Genomic DNA, 24,210 nt, shown 5'->3' on the forward strand with positions numbered 1-24,210 from the left:
TCTACAAGCAGGGGGGAGCGGTCTGTTCCCATATAGGCAATAGATTGCCTTCATAATAATCAATTTGGAGAGATGCTATGAGCGGACGTTTAATTGGAAAGGTTGCCTTAATTACCGGGGCAGCCCGAGGTGTTGGTTTAGCAACTGCGAGATTAATGGCAAGGGAAGGAGCCCAAGTTGTTCTCACCGATATAAATGCTGAACAAGGGAAAGAGATAGCAAATAGTATTGGTAATAATAGCTTGTTCATAGAACATGATGTCACTAAAGAGGCTGATTGGTCTGCTGTTATCAATCATATTGAAGCTAAATTTGGCCAATTAAATATTCTGCTCAATAACGCCGCAATCTTGCAACTTGGTGACATCAAAGAAGAAACGTTGGCAGGATGGCAGAGAGTGCACATGGTTAATTCAGACAGTGTTTTTCTTAGGATCCACTATGCTTTGCCGCTAATGGAAAAAAGTGGCGGTGGTTCAATTATCAATATGTCCTCTTCATCAGCCGTTTTCGGTATGCCACATTTTGCAGCCTATGGTGCGAGTAAAGCCGCTATTCGTGGACTGTCTCAAAGTGTTGCGGTTTATTGTTCGCAGACCAAAAATAACGTTAGGTGCAACACCTTGCATCCGGATTCAATTATGACACCTATGGTTATGGAGATAAGTGCACAAGCAGGTGATCGCAGCTTAGCAGATCCTGATCGTGCTAAGGCTTATGTATGCCGTCCTGAAGACGTCGCTAATAGTGTTTTATTTCTAGCGTCCGATGAATCAAAACATATTAATGGTGCCGCTATTGCGCTAGACGGTGGGGCGACAGTAACTCCTCCTTATATTTAATTTTGCTCGCTTTGGTTCATTAATAAATGGAGATTATTATGATATCTGAACAATTTGGTCTAGGAGTCGTTTCTAGCTATATAGAGTTTTTAAATACCGGTAACTTTGAAGGTATTGCCTCACTTTATAGTAAAAATGCAATCGTAGAAGACCCAATTGGTAGCGATAAAATTGTAGGTAGAACGGCAATACGTGATTTCTATCGTCAAGCGGTTTTGGGCGTTCATCAAGTAAACCAACTCGGTCAGGTTCGTGTCGCTAATAATGAAATAGCCTTTCCTTTCGAAGTGATTTTAGCAAACGATCCTACGCTTACTATTTCAGTTATTGATACCTTCAAGCTCAATGACGAAGGTGAAATTGACACCATGCGTGCATTTTGGGGGCCGGGAAATGTCACTTCGCTCTAGGCACAAAAATAACCACTCCATAACGACTCAGCTATAAAAGGATACGTTATAAATGGATTTTACCTTCACTGAAGAGCAACAAATGATCCGAGATACCGCGGAAGCTTTTCTCGTTGAAATATCAACCAGCGCCCAAGTACGCTCTGCAATGGAAACTGCAACGGGATATGACAAAGCCGTTTGGAACCGAGTGTGTGAGCAGATGTTTTGGCAGGGCGTTACCGTTCCTGAAAGTTACGCTGGTTTAGGCCTTGGTTATGTTGAGCTGGTTGCGCTATTAGAAAAAATGGGAGAGCGGCTGTTTTGTTCACCGTTTTATTCTACGATTGCATTGGCTGCAAATGCATTATTGATTGCTGGTAATGAGCAGCAAAAAAACCGCTATTTTGAAGATATTCTAGCGGGCGCTACCGCAACTCTTGCCTATACAGGAGCAAATGGTAGATGGGATGCGAAAGCGGTAGAAGCGCTGTGTGTCAGAGAGAATGGTCAATATAAATTAAATGGATGCTATCGATACGTTGTTGACGGTCATAGCGCTAATTTTTTAATTGTTGCAGCAAGAACCATCGGCAGTGTCGGTGAAGAAGGAATAAGTTTGTTTGTTGTGGATGGCTCTGCTAATGGTGTGCAGCGCAATTGGCTCCCAACGATGGATCAAACCCGTAAACAGGCACAGGTTGTGTTTGAAAACGTTATTGTTGATCCGGGGGCGTTACTTGGCGAGTTTGAGCAAGGGTGGCAGAATCTATCGGTCATTATTGATTTAGCCACTATTGCTATTGCGGCCGATCAAGTTGGAGGCGCACAAGTAGCATTAGATCAAAGCGTTGAGTACACCAAACAACGAGTTCAGTTTGGAAGAACTATTGCGTCTTTTCAGGCTATAAAACACAAAGCAGCCGATATGATGCTTAAAGCTGAGGCTGCGCGGTCGTCTATATATTATGCAGCATGCGTTGCCGACCAATTTCTAAATTATCACCGTCAAGATACTGATGGCGCGCCTTGTCACACTAAAAATCCATTCCGCAGAGAGTTAACCGAAGTTGCGAGTATCGCAAAAGCCTATTGCAGTGATGCATATTTTTTTAACGCTGGTTGCGGGATCCAACTACACGGTGGCGTTGGCTTTACCCAAGAGTATGATATTCAACTTTATTTTAAACGAGCCAAATCCACAGAAACGTATTTAGGTAACGGTGCCTATCACCGCGAGCGTTTAGCTAATCTTATTCTCCAGCCTGGAGCTTTATAATGAAACTCGATTTTGATAATGCAGATGAATGCTTTCGTCGCGATGTGAGTCAATGGCTTAGTGATAATTTAAGCGGTGAATTTGAATGTATTCGTGGCCGAGGTGGTCCTGGCGACGAGCATATGTTTATTGAAGAGCGTAAGGCTTGGGAGCGAAAACTATATCAAGGTGGCTGGACATGCATTGGCTGGCCAAAAGAGTACGGAGGAAAGGCGGCCAGCATAGTGCAGCAAGTTATTTTTAACGAAGAATACGCAAGGGCTGGAGGCCCAGGCAGAATAGGCCATATAGGTGAAACTCTAATTGGGCCAACATTAATAGCCTATGGCAGTGAGCAACAAAAACGCCGTTATCTTGCGGGTATTTTAACCGGCACCGAATTTTGGTGTCAGGGGTACTCTGAACCCAATGCTGGTTCTGACTTAGCTAACGTACATACCAAAGCTAAGTTTGATGATGAAACGGGCCAATGGTTAATAAGCGGCCAGAAGGTGTGGACATCGTTAGCCCACGAATCCCATTATTGTTTCGTTGTCGCTAGAACCGATCCAAAGTCTGTTGGCCAAAAAGGCTTGGGTTTCTTTTTAGTTAACATGGAGCAGCCTGAGGTCGATGTTAGACCCATAGCTCAAATGACATCAACCAGTGAATTCAATGAAGTTTTTTTTGATGATGCAGTATGTAGCAGCGATGATTTGGTTGGTCAATGTGGCGATGGTTGGACAATTGCGATGAGTCTACTTGGATTTGAGCGTGGAATTTCAACTCTGGGTCAACAGATGCTTTTCACTAACGAGTTCAACGATATAGTTAATGCAGCAAGAGCCAATGGGTCCGCTGATGATCCGATAATAAGGCAAAGAATTAGTGATGCGTATATTGGCTTAAAAATAATGCGCTATAACAGTATGCGTATGCTGTCAGATTCCAATGTTGACGGCGATTTATCTAAAGAGGCTATGTGCTATAAGCTTTACTGGGCGAGCTGGCACCGTAACTTAGGTAAACTTGCTATGGATGTACTTGGACCGGAGGCTGAAATTTTACTCGACAGCCCCTATCAACTGACTCAGCTACAATCTATGTACCTTTTTTCTCGTTCAGATACCATCTATGGTGGGACCAATCAAATCCAGCGCAATATTATTGCCGAGCGTGCTCTTGGAATGCCAAAAGAACCTAGAGGTTAAAGGTAAGAGATAAGTAAGAGATAAGAGGTTAGTCGGCTAGCGAAAAATGCAATAAAAAGCCTGAAGAATATCTTCAGGCTTTTTTATTACACGCTTAATACTTGAATATTAACTTGTGCTCGCCTGTAACTCCTGAAGTTTTTCAACTCTCGTTTTACTGCCAATTATGCGCTTAATATCTTCAATCATGACGTATAGGCAGGGAATTAACACTAAAGTCACCACAGTGGCAAACAACACGCCAAAGGCTAATGATACTGCCATCGGGATCACCATCTGCGCCTGCATGCTAGTTTCAGTCATGATGGGTACCAAGCCGATAAAGGTTGTCAGCGAAGTAAGCAAAATCGCCCTAAAGCGACGACATCCAGCTTCGAGTACCGACAACTTCATAGCCACACCTGACTCACGAGACTTGTTGATATAGTCGACCATCACCAGAGAGTCGTTAACGACAACACCCGCGGCGGCAATAATACCGAATACTGACAGAGCGCTTAAATCAAGGCCCAATAGCATGTGGCCGAGTACCGAGCCAATCACACCAAATGGGATCACAGACATGATCATTATCGGCTGTGAGTATGACTTGAGTGGTACGGCCAATAAGCTGTAGATCACTAACATAGAGATTAAGAAATCTCTAAGCTGGGTATCTGCGCTATCAAGTTGCTCCTGAATATTACCCGAAACCTCACTTTTAACCCGTGGGTACTTCGCTAATAATTCAGGTAAGAAGTTATCGCGTATATCTTTAGCCAGTTTAAACGGCTCTGCTTGGTCTGCGTCAACTGAGCCCCAAACATTAATAGTACGATTACCATTTTCACGGCGAATACTGTTGACCCCATCGGTCACCACGATTGCTGCCACCTCAGACAGTGGGATTTCAGCGCCTTGGGGCGTCTTAATCATCACATCAGATACCTGAGCTATAGAGTTACGTTGCTCTTCTGGATAACGCAGCATCACCTTGATCTCTTCACCGTTACGCAAAATACGTTGAGCTTCGAGGCCGTAGAAACTGTTACCCACCTGACGTGCAATATCCGCCAAGGTTAAACCTAAGCTGTGAGCTAGCGGCTTAAGCTCAAACTGGATCTCTTTAGCACTTGACTGGCGACTGTCGTTAACATCACCCACGCCTTTCAGCGTATTCAGTTTGGCTTTAAGCTCTTTAGCCGCAGCGATTAACTGCTCATCATCCTTACCTTCGAGCCTAAAGCTGATGTCACCATCATCTCGGCCTCCACCGAACAAATTATCTTGGATGGTGAATGATTTCATACCCGGAATGAGCGGCATGTTTTGACGCCATAGCTCGGCAACGGCAAAGGTATCGATAGGGCGAATTTCAGGATCCACCAGTTTTGTCATCACCTGCGCCGAAGTTCGACCGCGAAGTTCAACCTGCAGATCAGAAATCATCTTCTGGCCGTACTGCTCCTCAAGCTGATTATCGACACGTCTTAGTGCTTCTTCAATTGATAATGCTGCCGATAAGGTCGCATTTTCAGAGGCATCGATATTCATCTCAAATGTGATCCGTGGGAAATCATGAGGAATTTTCGGTTGACCAATAAAACGTACGAGCCCACCTGAATAGAGCCCTGCACAGACTAAGATCATGCTGATAAATATCATGATGACCGTATAGCGATACTTAACCGCAAGTTCAAGTGTTGGACGATAATAGCTGTGGATCAGTATCTTTAAGCCAGCATCGACTTTACCTTGTAAAAAGTTAACGCCGTTTCTAAGCCAATCGAGAGGATTTTTTGAGCCCGGTTTCACCACCGTCTTTTGCTTCATGCGCGCCAAGTGGGCAGGCAAGATAAGCTTAGACTCAATAAGTGAGAAAATAAGGCACAGGATAACCACAAAACCAATTGCTTGGCCAAAGGCCGAAGAGGGGCCATCATCGAGTGTGATGGGTAGAAAGGCGGCAATCGTTGTTAACACGCCGAAGGTCGCTGGCATAGCAACACGCTTAACTCCACGGATTACATTGTCGAGGGTTTGCCCTTTTTCCTCACATTCGGCGTGAGCACTTTCGCCCATCACAATGGCGTCATCAACCACAATACCTAAGACTAAGATAAAGGCGAACAAGCTAATGACGTTAATGGTGACATCAATCATCCCCATAGGCATAAACAGCAGAGTACCTAAGAAACAAACGGGTAGGCCCATCATCACCCAGAACGCCAGTCTTACTCGTAGAAATAACGCCAGCAAAATGAACACCAGTACGGCTCCACTTTTCATGCTGTCTAGCATAAGATTCAAGCGGCCCTCTAGGTAATAGGTCATATCCACCCAAGGCTCTAACTTAACTCCTTGTGGTAACACTTTCTGTTTCTCGGCGATATAGCCTTTAACTACATCGGCTACATCGGTAAGGCTTTGATCGTTAGCCGCGCCAATAAAGAAAGTCACAGAGTTCATGCCGTTAAACTTAGAGTACTGAATACCTTGCTCAAAACCATCGACCACAGTAGCCACATCACCGAGTAACAGGGTGGTTCCATCTTCAAGGGTGATTAACGGTAAGCTTTCAAACTCATAACCAACATAGGCTTGGTTCTGCACTCTAAGATTGATATAACCGTTCTCGGCGCGAATTTGACCGGCTGACATGTTACGTGAATAACCGCGAACGGCTTCTGCTACATCATTAAAGCTTAAGCCAAATTCACGCAGTCTATCTTTACTGACCTCAATGGCAATCTCATAGCCAAGACCACCATAGAAATCGGTAATATTAACCAGGGGTAATTGTAAAAGCTCGTCGTGGATCTTCTCACCCAAATCTTTTAGCTGGCGCTGGGAAAGATCGCCATAAAGGCTCATATACATCACTTCTTGACGAAGTTTAATACGCTCCACTTTTGGTCTTTCCATGCCATCAGGAAAACTTGAGATTGAGTCAATTTCCGATTTCACCTCTTCCAGTACCACCTGTGGGTCATAAGAGTCTTCTACTCGAAAGTATCCAGAAGAGACGTTACGATTAGAATAGGTGATCACGCGCTTAAGCCCTTGAACGCTCTCTAATGCTTCCTCAATCTTAATGGTGATCCCTTCTTCGACCTCCTGCGGCGCCGCACCAGGGTATACGGCATTAAACTCTAGCCAGTTGATCTCAACGGCCGGAAAAAACTGCTTACGAATCGTGTTTGCCGTTAACAGTCCACCCAGCAAGATAATAATCATTAGCAAGTTTGCGGCAACGCTATTGCGTGCAAACCAAGCGATGATGCCTTTGTTAGTATCTATCATGAATTAATCCTTATCTTCCATCGCGATTTGCGTAGGTTGCTGTTCAGGATTTTCTTCATCACGTAACAACTTGTCTTCAGGCAGAGCTAGCTCCATGCCTTCGATGGGGTAATCTAAAGCAGAGGTGATCACATTCATGCCTGATTCGAGACCATCGGAGACGATAACCTTAGAGCCGACTTGACGTAGAATGGTGATGTCTTTGTATCTAAGCTTGCCCTCATCATCTAGCACCGCGACCTGATTGTTGATCACAAGGTGGCGCGGCAGTTCTGCGACTAAACCCGCATGAGTACCATCGATTGTTGCAGTAACATAAGTGCCATAGCGTAATTCATTGTTGTTTGACTTTAGTCCGTAAGGATCGGTTACTTCAGCGACCAAGTAGGTCATGCGACTGCGATTATCAATCACGCCCTCACTACGCACCACAGTAGCAGGCCATTCTTGAGTCTTACCTGCGAATTCACCTTTCAATACCACTTGTGCATGTTTGCCTTTGTCATCTAAAAACTGCAGTTCCTTATCTGCAATAGGAAGACGGATCTCAGCTTCTGCGGTACTTAACACCTTACCTAATGGTGTGCCCATGCTGACGTATGAGCCTAAACCTATGTTACGCGCCTCGATTAGAGCATCGTATGGCGCTTTAATTAAGGTGCGCTCAAGATTACGTTTAGCACGTTTAAGCCCTGCTTCAGAAGAGTTTAACTTGGCAATCTCTTGCGCTAATTGAGGCTTTCTAAGACTCAGTTCAGTCGGTACACCATTCTTAATGCGTTTCCATTCCTCTTCGGCAACCTTACCGTACGCTTTCTCTTGCACTAATGTCGCTCGCGCCGAAGCCATATTCGCCTGCGCATCAATCAGTGCTGATTCGTAATCGCTAGGATCTATTTTGGCAAGGATATCGCCTTTTTTGACAAAGCCGCCGCGTACAAATTTTTCAGATAAGAAAACGATCTCGCCGTTTAGCTGGGAAACTAGTTCCGTCTCATATTTCGCATTAACTACGCCATAGGAGCTGACTGCAAAACTCATCGGATTAATTTGGACTGCCTCGACAGAGACCAAGGGGGTGGTATCGAGCTCTTCCTTCTCTTCTGGCGGCTTTTTCAATGCCGATATGCCAATAAATCCTGCCACGCCGATAGCGATGACAGCCATTGGTAAAATGATCTGTTTTTTGGTAGCCACAAACACGTCCTCTTGTTGAAGCAAATTTGCACTCAATAGCAATCTTTTTACTGCTTTGGCAGCAATAACGATGAGTAATCTAATTAGAATTTTGAATACATGTTAATGAAACTGGCGAAATGTAAAAGTGCGATAATGTAAACGTGTGTGACTCAATTTGACATAAATGAGATTTAGATTGGGGGAGAATATGTTTTATTGTATACAATAGTTCTTCATCTAACTGTTTTTACAGTTTAAATATTTACAGGTTAGTGGATTTAAAGAGAGCATTAAGAAAGCTAGAACAAAAACATATGATGATATTTAAATATGTAAAAATGTAACAAAAGCAATTTCTACTGGATTGCATCTGTCTATATGACTGAGCCTATGACTGAATCCAGCCTAGATTGATGATATAGCAGCAGAGGAAGGACAGAGTGAAGGGGAGTAAAGCAGGATTGAGCGAATAGAAAAAGCAGTGCTAATGCACTGCTTTAAATTCTACGATTTTAACCGCAGCATTTCTTATATTTCTTACCACTACCGCATACACATGGATCGTTACGATTCGGTGACTTTTCAAAACGGGTAGTTTGTGGCTTATTAAGCAGTCCAGTCAAAAGAAGGATATTTTCCTCTTGGTTTGGATCGACAGTAATCAAGCCCACCAGCTCATTATCAGTAAGCAGTTGTAATACTTCTGCTTCACGCTCGGCGGTTTGAACCAGTAGTTGAAGTGGGTTTTCTTCGGTTCCCACTTTTATTTCACGTTTAGTGTTGTAACCATAGCTTTCGTGCTTAGGCTTTGGGGTTTTACGCCCTTTAAAAAAGAATTTGTCTGACATCGCTATGGCGCTCAATCTAAATAAAGATAAATTTACGCAAGCTTATACTATAAAAAAGGCTTCAGTGGTATCTAAGTCTGATAATCGTGGCCTTTTTAGTACGAAAATTAGCTTTTGAACATAAATAGTCATTTCCTAGGGCTGCAACAACTATTTAGATGTAGGCGGGAAAGAACTCGTGTTTGTCTCGTCTGTCTAAATAGATAGCGGAGATTGAATCTAAAATGGCAATAAATACGCTTAATTGGCGGTTAAAGCGGCTGCAGATAGCCTTTTGACACAAGAGTTTGCCATCTGAGACCTTTTGCTATTTCCGCATCGAGGAAAACTTTGTTAAAATCGGCGCAAATTAAAGGAGAGCTTTTATATGCCAGTTTATGTTGTGGGCCACAAAATCCCAGACTCAGATTCAATTTGTGGTGCTATTGCACTTGCACACCTAAAAAACCAGATCGGTGAAGCGTCTGTTGCGACTCGTTTAGGTGATATTTCACCTGAGACTGCATTCATTCTTGATAAGTTTGGTTTCGAAGCGCCTGAGCTTAAGCTTAGTTATGCTGGCGAAGAAGTTTACATTGTTGACCATTCAGAACTGACTCAAGCACCTGACGACATCGCAGAAGCGACAATTGTTGGTATTGTTGATCACCATAAACTGGGCGATCTAACAACTTCAACGCCACTAGAGTGCTGGATCCGTCCAGTAGGTTGTAGTAATACCGTCATCAAGATGATGTATGACTTCTACAATGTTGAGATCCCAAAGAATATCGCTGGCATTATGCTTTGCGCTATTTTAAGTGACACGGTTATTTTCAAGTCGCCAACTTGTACTACAGCCGATATTAAGTGCGTAGAAGCACTTGCTGAAATTGCTGGCATCGAAGACTTTAAAGCCTTAGGCATGGATATGTTTAAAGTGAAGTCTGCGGTTGAAGGCACTCCTGCACGTGACCTTGTTATGCGTGACTTTAAAGACTTCAACATGAACGGTAACCTAGTGGGTATTGGTCAGTTAGAAGTGATCGATCTTTCAGTATTCGATGACATTAAAGCGGATCTAGAAGCGGATATTGCGGCGCTTAAAGCAGAAGGCAATCGTCACAGCGTACTATTGCTACTGACTGACATCATGAAGGAAGGTTCAGAAATGCTAATCGTCACTGACGATCTAGCTAAAGTTGAATCGGCATACAACTGCAAGTCAGTAGATAACAAAGTTTGGTTAGATGGTGTACTAAGCCGTAAGAAGCAAGTTGTACCACCACTACAGGATGCTTTCGCTTAATTAAGCAATTCCTGAACAAGATTCAGACATAAAAAAGGCCGAACAGATGTTCGGCCTTTTTGTTGGCTCTTAACTAATGAAAGCTAGTCTTTGGTGTCTCTGTGACGTAAGCCGTTAAGTCTCGCTTGGGCTAAGCCTAAAATACTATTTTTAGGGTAGTCGCCTTGTTGATTCAAGGTGCCGACTTTGCAACCCGTGAGCAATTCAATGGCTTGGTTAACATGGTTGATGGCCCAAATATGGAATTTGCCTTTCTCAACCGCTTCGACAATATCTCGACGTAACATTAAATTGTGGACATTCGACTGCGGAATAATGACCCCTTGGGTATCTCTACGCCCCTTAATCTTACACACATCAAAGAAGCCTTCAATTTTCTCATTGACGCCCCCAATGGGCTGCGCTTCACCAAACTGGTTCATCGAGCCGGTAATCGCGATATCTTGACGGATCCCTTTACCCGAAAAAGATGACAACATGGCGCATAACTCTGCCATTGTTGCACTGTCACCATCGACTCCACCATAGGATTGTTCAAAGGTGAGGTGAGTCGATAGTGGGATCTTATCAGTCTTACCTAAGATAGCTGCAATATAAGCGGTTAAAATCATTACGCCTTTTGAGTGGATACTGCCACTGAGTTCAACATTGCGCTCGATATCGAATACCTTACCTTCACCAAATGAGCTGGTGGCGGTAATTCGGCTAGGAGCACCAAATTGGTAATCGGTTGTCGACATCACAGATAGACCGTTCACTTGACCAACCGTTTCGCCTTGAGTATCGATTAAGGTTTGGCCATTGATAAAGCTTTGCATAAATTCATCTTTTGCGCGGCAGATGCGTTTTTCTTTATTAAATAGAGCCTGTTCCACATGGCTAACGCGGATCATGTTGGCATTCGCTGCACGGGCGCAATAGTTTGCCTCACGTAATAGATTGGCGATATCGACTGAATGCAGTGAAAGCATATTCTGATCATCGGCTTGACGCGAGCTAAACTCGATGACTCGAGCGATTGCTTTTCTATCGCAGTGTAAGATCTGGTTGCTGTGTACAATACTGGAGATGAACTGGGCATAATGCCCCTCAGACACATCGGTACGCGGCATTCTATCTTCAAAGTCGGCAGTTACGCGAAACAACTCGGTAAACTCGGCGTCATACTGCTGCAATAGCTTGTAGGTAGCAAAATCACCGAATAAAATGATTTTCACGTCTAATGGAATCGCCTCAGGATCCAATGAGATGGTGCCAGACAAGGTCACTTCACGCTCGAGAGAAGTTAAACTCAGCTTGCGTGATCTCAGAGCCCGCTTTAAGCCGTCCCATACATACGGATGCTCAAGTACTTTAACCGCATCTATCATCAGTACGCCGCCATTTGCCTTATGTAGACTACCTGGGCGAATGAGAGAGAAATCGGTAAAAACCGTGCCTTTATAGGTGGCATTTTCGACATAGCCGAAGATGGTGTGATAGTTCGGAGTCTCCTCAACGATGATAGGTTGTAATTGAGACTCCTGTGACACCAACACATTGATCTGGTAACGCCTTGGCATCTTCTTACTCATTGAAGCATAGGCGAGGGCGGCTTGCTCTTCGCTTTCCTCCAAGAAAATGTCCAGATTGTCGAGGATGTCTTTATGCATCGCCTTTATGTAGGATTTTACATTAGTCTGTTCTTTATATTGCTGTTTAAGACTGGCTAGTGCATGGGTAAGGACTTCTTCAGCGACTTGTTCATCGTGTTTTTGCTGCTTTTCAGAGTACTCTTCCTCCCACACGGTGATCTGCCTAACGATGCCACGAAGCTGAGCCTCAAGAGCTGAAATTGCATTCTGCATCCTTTCTTGCTCTTGCGCAGAGAGTGCCACATAGCTTTCTTCTGTATGAGGTTCCTCACCATTTAATGCAACAAGCTCGTAATTACCTTGGGCAGAGATAGATAGGCCAACACTATTACGCTTAGCTTCTTCGGTTAGCACCAGTAATGCTTCTTCCTGTCTCGAAGTCAGTTGGCTTTTTAATCTGTCGGCTCGGTTGTAGTACATCTCATTATCGAACGCTAAAGGCAATGCCTTAAGCAGTTTCGACATCAGTTTTTCTATGTCTTTTTTAAAGCTAAGCCCCATGCCTGCGGGAAGTTTTAGTACCTTGGGGCTGCGGGAATCATCGAAGTTAACTACATAGCACCAATCGAATAGTGTACGGCCGTTCGAATTAGGCGCTTGACGATTAAGGTGGCGTAAAACCATAGTACGCTTGCCTAAGCCGTTACGGCCAAGCGCGTAAATGTTATAGCCTTTCTCTTTCATAGAAAGGGCAAATTCTACCGCTTGTTGCGCGCGGGCCTGACCAACGATTTCGTCTAAGGGTTCGAGGTGTTTAGTCGACTTGCAGTCTGAAGAGAGCTTTTTTAGCGTCGACGCGCGGTAAAGCTTGGCACTGCTGAGAGGTTTTATTGGCATAATGCGTCCTCTTAATAATGACGGTCAATAATTTTACTCTATACAGTTAGATAGTAGATTTCTGCAATTATTTACGGATCGGCTAGATATTAGCCTATTACGCGGCTTGTTTGCTGGATATTTGTGCAGTGTGCAGTGGAAGGGACTTTAAAATAGCGATTATCAATAATCTATCATCAAATAAAAGTATTTAACTCTTTGATGGAGTGAAACTTTTACCATTAAGAGTTTTACCATTTACTCTATTGCAAGAGTAAATGGTGTATCTCGGTATTTATGCTTTGTGGTTTTTTATCGTGTGGTGTTGGATTTTTCCATGTGCAATCGGTATTACAAACCTTTTCGATATTGCTCATTGGTGGTGTTAGCAATCAACCCCTGTAACTTGCAAGAGAGCTCTGCTTCACTGCTGTTTAGCCTCTGTCTCAGTTCTTGTGAGGCTTCTGATGTATTCTGTGATTGTTGTTGTGGTGCCTGTTTTGAAAGTGACTCAACAAGCAAGTCTACAGTGTCAAATTGGCTTTGTTGTAGCTGACTCTTGGTAGAAACAGAGCGCAAATCAAGTAGCACGGAATCGAAATAGCCTTCAAGTTCAGTCAAGATCTGAGGGTTATAGAAGTGCTCGCTTCCATATAAGGCATTATGCTCACGGCGCTTCTTATCGATTACAAAGTCGATGCCTTTAACATTGGTCAAGGAGCTCGTCTTTTTACAAACCGTTAAGCACTCCTTATCCATAACCGCTTTATCGCAGCCACATGATTGCAAGAACAGACATTGGCGACTGCTCATTAACATCACAGGGTGATATAGACTGTAATGTAACTTGAAGTTGCTTGGCGCCTTAATGGCTTTTATCTGCTGCTTATTCAGTTCATTAGAAACGAATGCACCAACACAGCCTTGCTGCTGTAGGCTATGCATACACAGAGAGTTGCTTATGTTCAAATAAGGGCCTGCAACCCACTCAATGCCACTTTGGCTAGCAGCAAAACCCACGCCGCTATTGTTGCTGACAATGATTCTAGGCTTAATGTCGGCGAGTAATTGCTTTGCCGCAATGAAATCAGGCTCCATGATCACTGCGCCAAACCAAGGAATTAGCTCAGGCTCCTGGTTAAACAATAGACTCAGCTTTTCACGCTCAGCGGATATCGCATCAGGAATTGCATAATATACACTGACGTCTTTACCGTAGAGTGATTGTTTAATCTGGCGGTATAGGGCCAGATCTCGTCTATTCGCGATAAGAATCGACACGCCTGTGTGTTTATCAATGCTAGGGTTAGGCTGTTGAGCTGCGCCTATGGCTAATTGTCCGCAAGCGTTTGCAACATGCTTGCGCACCGTTTGCAAGGTAAGGGGCTCAACATGCTCTCTGCCATCGTTTAACCAGCAAACAATTTGGCGTTTCATCTCGGTTAATTCTTTAAAAGGGACGAATAGGTTTTCAGCAAGTTCGTCATAGTGGATAGGTTCGAGACCGAACTCTAGTCCACCAATGCTCGCGAAGCGTTTCGTGAGCTCGTCTGTCTGCAAGCCGTACTTGTCTGATGGAAGTAGCACAGAGACTGACTCCACATAAAACGCACGATACTTATCTTTGAGGTTATTAGTCTGAAGCTTTACTGAAATCCGTAATGCTTGGTTTTGTTGACCACTAAAGCGTAAGCTCACAATGGGTTTGTCTAAACTTAGCTTGGCAATTTTTCCGGCAAGGGTCTCAATGATCTCAGTCTTTTCATCATAGAGTGCTTTCTTAACATTCACTGAGCCTTCGGTGTTTTCTCCAGAGGCTAGCTTCAAACTCTCTATTCGCGTGAAGTGCTGCACCGCGTTGTCGCGAGGGTTATCGATATACATATTCTTACCGACAGCGCCCTGCAGATAACCGTTAGAAAAATCACGGTTAAATACTGTGTAGAGTGGAGCTTTGTCTGAGCTCATGATTTGATTCTGCTCAAGACGGCTTATCTGCTTACGCCAGGTATCAATGACTCGGTAGACATAGTGAGATTTCTTTATTCGCCCCTCAACCTTTAACGAATCCGCGCCGGCAGCATAAAGGGCGTTAAGATCAGAATACGCCGAATTGTCTTTTAAATTTAGTGGATATTGTGCGCCAACATCCGTAGTTTGATACTGATCTCGACACGGTTGGCTACAACGGCCACGATTGCCTGAATTACCGCCATGAGCAGAGCTGAAATAACAGAGACCGGAAAAGCCAATGCAGTTAGATCCGTGTACAAATACCTCTGTCAGCATATCTAGACTGTGAGCCTTATCTGACATCAGCCTAATTTCCTCGAGGTTAAGCTCCCTAGATAGGTTAGCCCTTGAGGCGCCAAGCTTAGAGAGAAACTCGAGTTGTCCGCTGTTATGGGTAGTCACTTGAGTCGATGCGTGAATATCAAGGCTGGGGTAATGTTGCTTCAATAGATAAAACAAGCCAAAGTCCTGAACAATTACCCCATCTATGCCGGTGTTGACTAGTTGGTTCAACAGCTTGAGTAATGCCGGTAGTTCCTGCTCTAACACTATGATGTTGAGTGTCAAAAACAGTTGGCAGTCGTGCTGATGTGCAATACGAAGCAGGCCATATAGATCTTCAAAACTTAAATTCTCGGCTCGGGTACGAGCATTAAAGCTATTTAGGCCACAGTAAACAGCGTCAGCTCCTGCAACAATGGCGGCTTTAATAGACTCGATATCACCACCTGGTGCGAGTAATTCAAGTTTTCTCATGGTATTCCTAGTTATCACGCAAATGGCAATATGTAGATATGGGGGGTAAAGACCTCTCGTAGTCGAGACGATCAAAGCTTATTGTAAGAGCAAGCTAGAAGCAGATCTATGTCAGTAAAAGCTATTTCTCTAAACTATGATACGGATCTTATCAATATCCTTAGCCGCTTCGGTTTCATTGCCACTTACTGCAGCTAACTGCGCAATATCTGTTTATACAAGAATGTATATAACAAAAACACACAAGTACTTAGCATAAAGATAATTAATGACTAATTTGTACGCATAAGATCCTGAGCTTTGGTTTTTTTAAAGAGAATAAATCTGAATTAGTGTAAGCTAAATGTTCTTATTCTCAAGTAATTACCTCGTGCATTACTGCTTAGAATTTCATCCGTATTCACTTAGAACACCAATATTAGAAGTCCACTATGCTTTACAATCAAAATCTCGCTGAACGTTTTCCAAAAGGTAGGTTTGCAATGTGGAGCGTTTATAGCTTCACTGGCGCGTCTATTTTAGCCTCTATCATTTTTTCTTTATTGCTTTTCCTTTCGATTGATGACGATCCTGTCATGCAATTATTGTTTGGTGGACTCGCCGTTATTTTTGAACTAGGTAAATTCTTCGCCTGGTATGAAGTCGGTGAGCGCTATTCAAGAAAGAACTTTTTCGGTATGTTTTCCGCGCTTGGCTTTTATGCCGTACTAGCCGCCATCTCCATCGGTGGCTCGATTGGCGGTATTAATAGTGCTACCAATAAAGCCCAAGAGCATGTTCATGTACAGCAGAGTAAAGTGAACGCTTTCAACATGCAGATCGACGCTATCGATAAGCAGATTGAGCTTAACAACGTTGCGGCAGAAAAGTATATCCAGATGGAGCGCATCGCAACGGGTGTCACTCGTATTCAAAAAGAGAACAACAAACTGCGTGAACAGCAGCAGCAACTCGCTATGCAACGTGACAGTGTTCCGGTTGTTAGCCAAGGCTCTATCGTTGGCCTAATTGAAAGCCTAGCGCTATCACTCAATATCAAAGCTGAAACGGCGCAACTTGGTTTAGTGGTGTTCCTGTCTATTTTATTGGATTTCTTCGCAGCCTTCTTTGTTGGTTTAATTGGTGAAGAGAACCGCTTCAGACAACGATTTAAGCAGCAATCTCAACAGCTAGAGCCTATTACGCTGGATGCTTATCGACGCCTGCATAATGATGACTCCGACTTTATTCCTATTTTCGAGCCAAAGCAGTTACCTGAGGCAGAACCTAAACCTCTATATGAACGCGTTCTAGATGCTCTTGGCAATAATCGAGTTAACTGTAGTAAACGTGCGGTGAGTCAATATTTGAATATTTCTACCGAAGAAGTAGATGAGGTTTTTGCGCGTATGTTCAGTGAAGGCGTAGTGACTAAAAAACCAAACAACCATTACCAATGGCATGGGGTGAATATGGACATTAACCCATCGCCTGAGCCTATTTAAGCTACCTCAATAGAATAAATGACTCCATCAAAGGAAGCAGCATTAGTTGCTTCCTTTTTTATTGGCTTTTTGTGGTAAAAACAAGCATAAGCTCCAAATTGGTATTTGAATAAAAACAGTAAAGCCCTTAGGATCAAGGCAATTAAAATATCAATAAGATCTCAGTAAATGCCAGCTAATCAGATTAATACTCAAGAAGAGCCTTTAACGCTTTATTTTATCTATGACTCTCACTGCCCGTGGAGCTATGCTGCCACGCCTGTTGTTGAAGAACTGCTTAATGCTTTCGACTATTCAGATGTCCATTTACTGCATTGCGCACATTTCAACGGTTCTGACGCACCTAAAAAGGCACAGGTTGAGCAGGTTAGTGCACTCAGCAATGTGGAATTTAGTGATGCTTATTCTAAGCAAGTAAGTAATAAGGTGTCTTCAGTTAAGACGGCGAACTTTATGTCTTGGGTGCAGTCTAAGCAAGCTGATAAAGAGTTTGAGTTCCTAAAAGTACTTCAACATCAACACTTTGTTGAAGCCAACCCGTTAAATTCGAGAGACGATTTCGACAAGATAATTAATCAATATAAATTATCGCCGTCAAATAAGGTGTTTAAAGATGCACTAAGCCATGAGGCAGAAAGTGTGTTAGCGGGTATTGCAGAGATTGGCGAGGCTATTGGCACCAATGCATTCCCAGTATTAGTGATGACATCAGGCGATCAGGCGATCTTTATCGATCACTCGCAACATTTGGCATCGCCAAAAGATGTGGTGGAAATGGTTCGTGCTGAGCTTGCTGATTTAAGCGATTAGTGAGTTAAATACGTCATCATGTGTAAGTGGGCACTCGTACAATAGTTCATGTATATAATGCCCTTGTATATTGCCAGTTGCAGTTGAGTAACCTTGGTCATTTTCGGTTCAAGGTTATTCAATTATTAGCAAAGCTAAAGGCACGAGAACCTAAACTAAAGCCTAATCAGTTGTTATAGCAAACTCGAATGAGCGCTACATAGAAGACGACCAACCCAAACCACTTAAGTACTAACAGAGTATCAATAAGCATACAGTCACTCCTTAGAGAAATAACCTTTGTCACACTAATCTGTAGGGCTTGTATTCATTGGGTGTAGTCACTCGTCAAAGGCTAGCATTCAAACCCGATAAACTAGTCCATAATCGCTTCTTTTAAACGGTTACAGCTTAGCAAACGAATGTTAAATATGGATTAATTAACCGCATTTTAATGAACTATTCATTTAGATAATTCAATGCTACCAATACTATGCCTTTTTCTGCGCATAAACATGAATGTAGCGACCTAGAGACAAAAACGGCTCTTGTCTACACAGCTTTTGTTCCATCGCTAAGATCTGCTCGAAGCTAAAATCGCCCATATCATGATTTTGCATATAATCATGAAATGTTCTAACCCCTGTTTTGCCTAAGATCTCAAAACCTGCTTGCTCTAAACAGCGATAGACTAGATCGGGCTCTATACCTTGCTGTGGCTGAAGTTTAAAACGTTTACGATGGGGCATCCCTTGTTCTATATGCTTAAGGTTACCGCAGATTAAATTTTTAAATAGTAGGCCGTTATAGTTATAGAACATCACTGAGATAATCCCTCCGGGCTTTACCTGCTCACAGAGTGAAGTCAATGCGCTAATCGGCTCTGCTAACCATTCCATTACTGCATGAAACAACACTAAATCGACGGGTTCATTAAGGTGCTCAGCTATATTCTGCACTGGACTATGAATAAATCGATATTTGTCTAATAGCTGATTGGCACTAATGTCTTGTTCAGCAAGCGATAGCATTTCACTAGATAGATCGCAAAGACTAACATTGTGCCCAAGTGCAGCAATCTTTTGCGACAATTGCGCTAAGCCGCCACCAGCATCGAGTACGCTAAAAGGCTGGTCTTCTTGTTTGCCCCGCAGATCTGCATCAGCAGCTAACCGAAACAAAATCTGTTCAATATCGTGCCATACCACAGTTTGTCTTATTTCACCTTTTGCGGTGCCATAAATACTCGCGGCAAACTTATGTGCTAAATCGTCAAAATTTCTATCTTGTTTCACTGTCTTCTTCATACGTTGAACGTTATCTGTTGGCGAAATTACGCGGGCGCGAATTCTCTCACAGCAAGCCAAAAAATCAAATCAGTGCAGCAACAAATAACCACTGTGAACCACAATATCTGCCGCGAGAGCCTAACTAAACTGATGTTATTATCGGATCCCCCAATGCAGGAAGTGAGTAAGTATGCAGATTATTGAGTGGTAATTAAAAATATCCCGGGGTTATAATTTAATTTATGCATCTACGTGGGTATCTATTCACTCTGTCACTGTGGCGTTGTAAGAGACGCGAGTTCAAAAAATAACCATAGAACATCTTAAGAGTTTCTGGTTTTATGTTTAAGAAATCAAGAGTTCCCATACTCATATTAATGCCTCAACCATATCTAATCAGGTAAAATTTTAATTATGATTATTGCCTCATTCTTCTGACCATACTGAGTTCCAGCACGATCAATCTTTAGAAAAATTGAGAGCTCCGTAAGTTTTAGGCCTCATGTGCGAACTGACTGTTATCTACACTATGGAACATTCACATATTTCTATTGAGTGCAGCTTTAAAAGCATGCAATTATCAGTAAGGTAAAGCGCACATGTCATATATTAGAATGTTAAGCGCTAAGGCTCCAATTCATATTTTTAAGTGACTTAATTATGATACTGACATCTTTGATTGATAATACTAGATTGAATCATCGAACAGACCTAACAATAGAAAGAGGGTTATCTATTCACGTTAGCACTATGGGGAAGAGCATATTATTTGATGCCGGGAGTAGCAGGGCCTTTTGTGATAATGCAGCCTTATTGAACGTGGATATCAAAGCTGTTGATGCTGCAGTGATTTCACATCGTCATCATGATCATTGTAATGGCGTTAACCATTTTATAGACAATAACTCGAAAGCTCAGGTCTATTTTCGGGAATGCGAAAAGACCAATTATATTTTCAAAGCATTTGGTTTTGAAAGTAATGTAGGTATAAATAAGCAGTTACTGACTAACGCTACTAATCGCTTAACCTTTGTTAACCAATTAACGGAGATATTTCCTAATATTTTTATCATCACTAATTTGGTTGATAAATACCCCGAGCCAAAAGGTAATAAATACCTTTTCACTGATTCTGAGGGCTGTTGTAAACCCGATACATTTGATCATGAATTACTACTCGTTATAAAGGAAGATGATGGGCTTGTCGTGTTTACGGGTTGCGCTCACAGTGGTGTGCTCAATATGATAGAGACTGCAGTCAATTCATTTCCTACTGCGAAAATTAAAGCTGTTGTCGGTGGTTTTCATTTGGTCGGGTTACCGCTCTTTAACAGTATCGGTGGGACTAAGCAGCAAATCGAAGAAATTGGGAAATTGATGTTAAATTACCCAATAGATAAGCTATATACAGGACATTGTACAGGCATGAAAGCCTATAACATTTTGAAAGGTGTGCTTGGAGAGCGCTTAGAATACTTTCCAACAGGTCGTAGCATTAGCATTTGACTTTATATAATCACTTATCAGATAAAATTTGTCGGTGATTTGTGTTGTTCAGATATGCTCACAAGTATTAATGGCTTAATAAGCCTACAGGCTATAAGTGTTTGGCATGAAAAGCGAAGATAGCGCTAATGGCTGAATATTGCGATAGGCAGCCGAGATAGGCTATAGATGTGCAAAATTTTTTAATCAAAAGTGGTAAGCCTATCTACGCTGCAAGTTTTACTGAGCACAAATAAATTTACCACTTTTCTTAAGCTATTAGCCTTTTAAGCAAGTTGTTTTAACGACGGAAGGTCACTTCTTCGGTTTCATTCAAGTGAATTTGTGTTTGTGCAACCTGAGTCTCAGCTAACACCTTACCCTGACGCACAGAGTAACGTACTGGAACCTGACGACGTAGCGCATCAAAGCCATTATCGGCAGGCAAGATAAGCAAGTTACCTGGTTTACCTAGCTCAATACCATAGGTGTCTTGGATGTTTAGCGTGCGTGCTGACTTGTTGGTGATAAGCTCTAGCGAGTTGTTGATTTGATCGTAACCCATGATTTGGCAAACATGTAGCCCCATGTGCAGCACCTGCAGCATGTTAGCTGTACCTAGTGGATACCAAGGGTCGAAAATATCATCGTGACCAAAACAGACGTTAATGTCAGCAGCTAGCATCTCTTTCACGCGGGTAATACCACGGCGCTTAGGATAATCATCGAAACGGCCCTGTAGATGGATATTCACTAGCGGGTTGGCAACGAAGTTAATCCCTGACATGCCAAGTAGACGGAACAGACGTGAAGCATATGCACCATTGTAAGAGTGCATTGCCGTTGTGTGACTCGCTGTTACGCGCTCGCCCATTTGATACTTATGTGCAAGAGCTGCAACCGTTTCTACAAAGCGAGACTGCTCATCATCAATTTCATCACAGTGAACGTCGATTAGGCGGTCGTACTTACGAGCAAGATCAAACACATAATGTAGCGACTCTACGCCGTATTCACGGGTAAATTCAAAGTGCGGGATCGCGCCAATCACATCTGCGCCTAGCTTTACCGCTTCTTCTAGTAGCTCTTTACCGTTAGGGTAAGACAGAATACCTTCTTGCGGGAAAGCCACAATCTGGATATCCACCCAAGGCTTCATCTCTTCTTTCACTTCAAGCATGGCTTTAAGTGCAATTAGAGTCGGATCCGATACATCGACGTGAGTACGAACGTGCTGGATACCGTTGGCAATCTGCCATTTTAGGGTTTGCTTAGCACGAGACTTAACGTCTTCGATAGACAGCATGGATTTACGCTCAGACCAGCGTTCGATCCCTTCAAACAAGGTGCCTGAAATGTTCCAGCTCGGCTCGCCAGCAGTTTGCGTGGTATCTAAGTGAACATGTGGCTCACAAAAAGGTGGCACAGCCATGCCGCCTTCACCATCAATCACTTGTAAAGAATCGGCACTTGGAAGTTCGATGCTTTGGCTCATAGCAGCAATCGCTTTGAACTTACCGTCTTCAATCAACAATTGTTGAAGGCCTTCTTGACCTTTTAGAGTCACATTTTTGATCAACATACTTGCTGATGACATGGTGTTTTCCTTATGCATTGGTAGCATTTTTACAATCTGATTTAACTAATTTTTGTTTATTCATGCGTTTTAGCGCTTCATCTATTAATAAATAGCTGATGGCACCCGCAAGTACGGCATTAATTGGCACTATGCCTGGTAATAGGTGGCCTGCTAGCACGCCTATCACGACACCGCTAATCGCAGCCCAATTTACCGTTGAAAACTTAGCATTGGCGAAGTCTTTATATTTTTCACGGTTACGTAAGTAATCGGCGATGATAATGCCACCAATAGGTGGGATAGCTGCCGATAGGAAGGTTAACCAACCGACAAAGTTATTATATAGCCATAGCGCGCACAGAGTGCCGATCACGCCGTTAAAAATTGACAGGTACTTACTCGGCAAGCCGGTAATGTTTGAAAAGCCTAAGCCCGAAGCATACAGCGCATTATCATTGGTGGTCCAAATATTAAGACCCAAGATGATAATGGCTGGGATTAATAGTCCCTGAGCAATCATAACCTCAGAGATATCAGCTTGCCCCGTTGCCGCAGCGCCCGCTGCGCCGAAGATAAACATCAACGAATTACCGACGAAGAAGGCAAACATGGTGACAAACACGGCAGTTTTAGGATTTTTACCGAAGCGAACAAAATCTGCGGTCAGTGTACCGGCTGAGATAAATGAGCCGACAACCAATACCAGAGCGGTATTAAAATCGATTGGATTTTCAGGCTCGACCGCCATTAAGCCTTGCATGCCGCCCATAGTGTCGACCGCTTGTAGTACCGAGAATCCGCCAAATAGGGCGATGGCTGGAACCGCGATGGCTGACAAAATCATAATCGCGCCAATACCGAAGTACACGGTAAAGGTCATCAGTAGACCCGAGACAATAATCAGCAGGTTGGTATCTATACCTGTGGCTTTCTGTACCGGAATAGCAAACATTGCCACGCCAACACCAAACCAACCAACTTGCGTGCCACCGAGAAGTAGCGAGGGTAGCCAAGAACCTTTTAAACCGAATGAGTAACGCGCGAGGAGATGAGTAGAGAGGCCTGTTTGAGCGCCGATGTAACCAAGAAATGAAGTATAGATACCGAGAATTAAATTACCAATAAGAACTGCTAGAACAAAATCATTAAAAGAGAGGCCTGTGCCGAGCGTTCCTCCCGTCCACATACTTGCTGAAAAAAAGGTTAATCCCAGCATCACCATCGTCAGAGAGAAAACACCTTTACGGCCCGATTGAGGAACCGGACTTAAACTGTAATTATTATCGCTTGCCATTTATTGCCTCTGGTCATGTAATTATTATTCACGGCCTACCGAAATTGCAAAATCACTCAAGCATAGAAAGCAAGCTCGAGTCTGTGCGCATCAGGCAAACGGCGCGTATTTTAGTGATAATGAATACAGAGTCAAGCAATAAACCCGCCTTAATTACAAATCGATGCATTAGTTATTTCAATGTAAATTCAATGCTATTTTAAAGCTATCACTTATGATGGGCAGCGAGTCTCTATTCAACCTTTAACTCCCATTTCAACCAACTTATTACATTTAAGTTGCTGTCAACCCCAGTGTACTTGAACTTTGGTGAATTGCTTGTCCTAAAGCATACGAGGTAGCTCCTCAACTATACTTTTAATTCGATGCTTGAAAGCTTAATTCGTAGTCAACTTAAAAGTTCGGTAGAGAGGACAGTTAACATGCCAAAATATGTGATAGAAAGACTACTTCCCGGTGCAGGGGATTTATCGGCTAGCGACTTACAGGGGATCTCTAGGAAGTCTTGTGATGTGCTAGAAGCGTTAGGACCCAAAGTGCAATGGGTTGAAAGTTATATTACCGATAATAAGATCTATTGTGTTTATATTGCGCCAGATGAAAGCTTGATCAGAAAACACGCGGAAATGGGAGAGTTTCCAATAGAAGCCGTTAATCAAGTTAGGACGATTATTGATCCAACGACATCTGAATAAATTCAAGCAGACTCGAGCTAACAAGCCTATTGTTGGCTCGAGTTTACTCGGGAAGTTATTCCCCGCGCCTTATGAAATC

At 43.0% G+C, this 24,210-nt stretch carries 17 protein-coding genes; 9 read left to right on the forward strand and 8 right to left on the reverse strand.

Annotation, left to right across the window (positions count from 1 at the left end; translation table 11 throughout):
- Positions 1–77 precede the first annotated feature (77 nt).
- From SPEA_RS11405 to SPEA_RS11420, 4 genes are read left to right on the forward strand one after another with little or no spacing between them, the layout of a single operon-like run.
- Positions 78–842 (forward strand): SDR family oxidoreductase, encoded by a 765-nt coding sequence (locus SPEA_RS11405; protein ID WP_012155409.1) that lies wholly within the window; start codon positions 78–80, stop codon positions 840–842.
- Positions 843–880: 38 nt separating this feature from the next.
- On the forward strand, positions 881–1,252 hold the full coding sequence (locus SPEA_RS11410) for a nuclear transport factor 2 family protein (RefSeq protein WP_012155410.1): 372 nt from the start codon (positions 881–883) through the stop codon (positions 1,250–1,252).
- 52 nt (positions 1,253–1,304) lie between these two features.
- The gene (locus SPEA_RS11415) at positions 1,305–2,510 is read left to right on the forward strand and encodes an acyl-CoA dehydrogenase family protein (RefSeq protein ID WP_012155411.1); all 1,206 of its coding nucleotides are present in this window, start codon (positions 1,305–1,307) and stop codon (positions 2,508–2,510) included.
- Positions 2,510–3,700 carry an acyl-CoA dehydrogenase family protein gene (locus SPEA_RS11420; protein ID WP_012155412.1) on the forward strand — a complete coding sequence of 397 codons (1,191 nt, stop codon included), beginning with the start codon at positions 2,510–2,512 and terminating at the stop codon, positions 3,698–3,700. The genes SPEA_RS11415 and SPEA_RS11420 overlap by 1 nt, the downstream gene beginning before the upstream one ends.
- 108 nt (positions 3,701–3,808) lie before the next feature.
- Here the strand turns inward: SPEA_RS11420 and SPEA_RS11425 are convergent, their stop codons facing one another.
- The 3 genes from SPEA_RS11425 to SPEA_RS11435 all read right to left on the reverse strand — a co-directional run bounded on the left by SPEA_RS11425 (position 3,809) and on the right by SPEA_RS11435 (position 9,009).
- On the reverse strand, positions 3,809–6,982 hold the full coding sequence (locus tag SPEA_RS11425) for an efflux RND transporter permease subunit (RefSeq protein WP_012155413.1): 3,174 nt from the start codon (positions 6,980–6,982) through the stop codon (positions 3,809–3,811).
- A 3-nt stretch (positions 6,983–6,985) separates the two neighbouring features.
- Entirely contained in the window at positions 6,986–8,179 is a 1,194-nt protein-coding gene (locus tag SPEA_RS11430; protein WP_012155414.1) for an efflux RND transporter periplasmic adaptor subunit, read from the reverse strand.
- 494 nt (positions 8,180–8,673) lie between these two features.
- Positions 8,674–9,009 (reverse strand): PBPRA1643 family SWIM/SEC-C metal-binding motif protein, encoded by a 336-nt coding sequence (locus SPEA_RS11435; protein WP_012155415.1) that lies wholly within the window; start codon positions 9,007–9,009, stop codon positions 8,674–8,676.
- Positions 9,010–9,376: 367 nt separating this feature from the next.
- Between SPEA_RS11435 and SPEA_RS11440 the strand changes: the two genes are divergently transcribed.
- Positions 9,377–10,297, forward strand: a complete 921-nt coding sequence (locus SPEA_RS11440) for a manganese-dependent inorganic pyrophosphatase (protein WP_012155416.1) — start codon at positions 9,377–9,379, stop codon at positions 10,295–10,297.
- Between the two features lie 83 nt (positions 10,298–10,380).
- On the opposite strand, the gene SPEA_RS11445 is transcribed toward SPEA_RS11440, so the two are convergent.
- Positions 10,381–12,768, reverse strand: a complete 2,388-nt coding sequence (locus SPEA_RS11445; protein ID WP_012155417.1) for a Lon protease family protein — start codon at positions 12,766–12,768, stop codon at positions 10,381–10,383.
- A gap of 330 nt (positions 12,769–13,098) precedes the next feature.
- On the reverse strand, positions 13,099–15,516 hold the full coding sequence (locus tag SPEA_RS11450; protein ID WP_012155418.1) for a peptidase U32 family protein: 2,418 nt from the start codon (positions 15,514–15,516) through the stop codon (positions 13,099–13,101).
- A 431-nt stretch (positions 15,517–15,947) separates the two neighbouring features.
- On the opposite strand from SPEA_RS11450, the gene SPEA_RS11455 reads away from it, so the two are divergent.
- The gene (locus SPEA_RS11455; RefSeq protein WP_012155419.1) at positions 15,948–17,000 is read left to right on the forward strand and encodes a hypothetical protein; all 1,053 of its coding nucleotides are present in this window, start codon (positions 15,948–15,950) and stop codon (positions 16,998–17,000) included.
- Positions 17,001–17,168: 168 nt separating this feature from the next.
- Positions 17,169–17,810 (forward strand): thioredoxin domain-containing protein, encoded by a 642-nt coding sequence (locus tag SPEA_RS11460; protein WP_012155420.1) that lies wholly within the window; start codon positions 17,169–17,171, stop codon positions 17,808–17,810.
- A gap of 470 nt (positions 17,811–18,280) precedes the next feature.
- Here SPEA_RS11460 and cmoM read toward each other — a convergent pair whose 3' ends face one another.
- A complete protein-coding gene (gene cmoM, locus SPEA_RS11465; RefSeq protein ID WP_041411476.1) occupies positions 18,281–19,084 on the reverse strand; it encodes a tRNA uridine 5-oxyacetic acid(34) methyltransferase CmoM in 804 nt (267 codons plus the stop codon).
- Positions 19,085–19,738: 654 nt separating this feature from the next.
- On the opposite strand from cmoM, the gene SPEA_RS11470 reads away from it, so the two are divergent.
- Positions 19,739–20,584 (forward strand): MBL fold metallo-hydrolase, encoded by an 846-nt coding sequence (locus tag SPEA_RS11470; RefSeq protein WP_012155422.1) that lies wholly within the window; start codon positions 19,739–19,741, stop codon positions 20,582–20,584.
- A gap of 280 nt (positions 20,585–20,864) precedes the next feature.
- Here the strand turns inward: SPEA_RS11470 and SPEA_RS11475 are convergent, their stop codons facing one another.
- Together SPEA_RS11475 and codB are read right to left on the reverse strand one after the other, a co-directional pair.
- A complete protein-coding gene (locus SPEA_RS11475; RefSeq protein ID WP_012155423.1) occupies positions 20,865–22,160 on the reverse strand; it encodes a cytosine deaminase in 1,296 nt (431 codons plus the stop codon).
- Between the two features lie 10 nt (positions 22,161–22,170).
- Complete coding sequence (gene codB, locus SPEA_RS11480) at positions 22,171–23,436, reverse strand: cytosine permease (protein WP_012155424.1); 1,266 nt, start codon at positions 23,434–23,436, stop codon at positions 22,171–22,173.
- A 422-nt stretch (positions 23,437–23,858) separates the two neighbouring features.
- On the opposite strand from codB, the gene SPEA_RS11485 reads away from it, so the two are divergent.
- Positions 23,859–24,131, forward strand: a complete 273-nt coding sequence (locus SPEA_RS11485; protein WP_012155425.1) for a DUF4242 domain-containing protein — start codon at positions 23,859–23,861, stop codon at positions 24,129–24,131.
- Positions 24,132–24,210 lie beyond the last annotated feature (79 nt).

Source organism: Shewanella pealeana ATCC 700345, assembly GCF_000018285.1.
GTDB classification, from domain to species: Bacteria; Pseudomonadota; Gammaproteobacteria; order Enterobacterales; family Shewanellaceae; genus Shewanella; species Shewanella pealeana.

Bases quoted from the DNA above. Each gene is read 5' to 3' on its own strand.
- SPEA_RS11405 (WP_012155409.1), top strand. From the start codon at position 78: ATGAGCGGACGTTTAATTGGAAAGGTTGCCTTAATTACCGGGGCAGCC.
- SPEA_RS11410 (WP_012155410.1), top strand. From the start codon at position 881: ATGATATCTGAACAATTTGGTCTAGGAGTCGTTTCTAGCTATATAGAG.
- SPEA_RS11415 (WP_012155411.1), top strand. From the start codon at position 1,305: ATGGATTTTACCTTCACTGAAGAGCAACAAATGATCCGAGATACCGCG.
- SPEA_RS11420 (WP_012155412.1), top strand. From the start codon at position 2,510: ATGAAACTCGATTTTGATAATGCAGATGAATGCTTTCGTCGCGATGTG.
- SPEA_RS11425 (WP_012155413.1), bottom strand. From the start codon at position 6,982: ATGATAGATACTAACAAAGGCATCATCGCTTGGTTTGCACGCAATAGC.
- SPEA_RS11435 (WP_012155415.1), bottom strand. From the start codon at position 9,009: ATGTCAGACAAATTCTTTTTTAAAGGGCGTAAAACCCCAAAGCCTAAG.
- SPEA_RS11440 (WP_012155416.1), top strand. From the start codon at position 9,377: ATGCCAGTTTATGTTGTGGGCCACAAAATCCCAGACTCAGATTCAATT.
- SPEA_RS11445 (WP_012155417.1), bottom strand. From the start codon at position 12,768: ATGCCAATAAAACCTCTCAGCAGTGCCAAGCTTTACCGCGCGTCGACG.
- SPEA_RS11450 (WP_012155418.1), bottom strand. From the start codon at position 15,516: ATGAGAAAACTTGAATTACTCGCACCAGGTGGTGATATCGAGTCTATT.
- SPEA_RS11455 (WP_012155419.1), top strand. From the start codon at position 15,948: ATGCTTTACAATCAAAATCTCGCTGAACGTTTTCCAAAAGGTAGGTTT.
- SPEA_RS11460 (WP_012155420.1), top strand. From the start codon at position 17,169: ATGCCAGCTAATCAGATTAATACTCAAGAAGAGCCTTTAACGCTTTAT.
- SPEA_RS11470 (WP_012155422.1), top strand. From the start codon at position 19,739: ATGATACTGACATCTTTGATTGATAATACTAGATTGAATCATCGAACA.
- SPEA_RS11475 (WP_012155423.1), bottom strand. From the start codon at position 22,160: ATGTCATCAGCAAGTATGTTGATCAAAAATGTGACTCTAAAAGGTCAA.
- codB (WP_012155424.1), bottom strand. From the start codon at position 23,436: ATGGCAAGCGATAATAATTACAGTTTAAGTCCGGTTCCTCAATCGGGC.
- SPEA_RS11485 (WP_012155425.1), top strand. From the start codon at position 23,859: ATGCCAAAATATGTGATAGAAAGACTACTTCCCGGTGCAGGGGATTTA.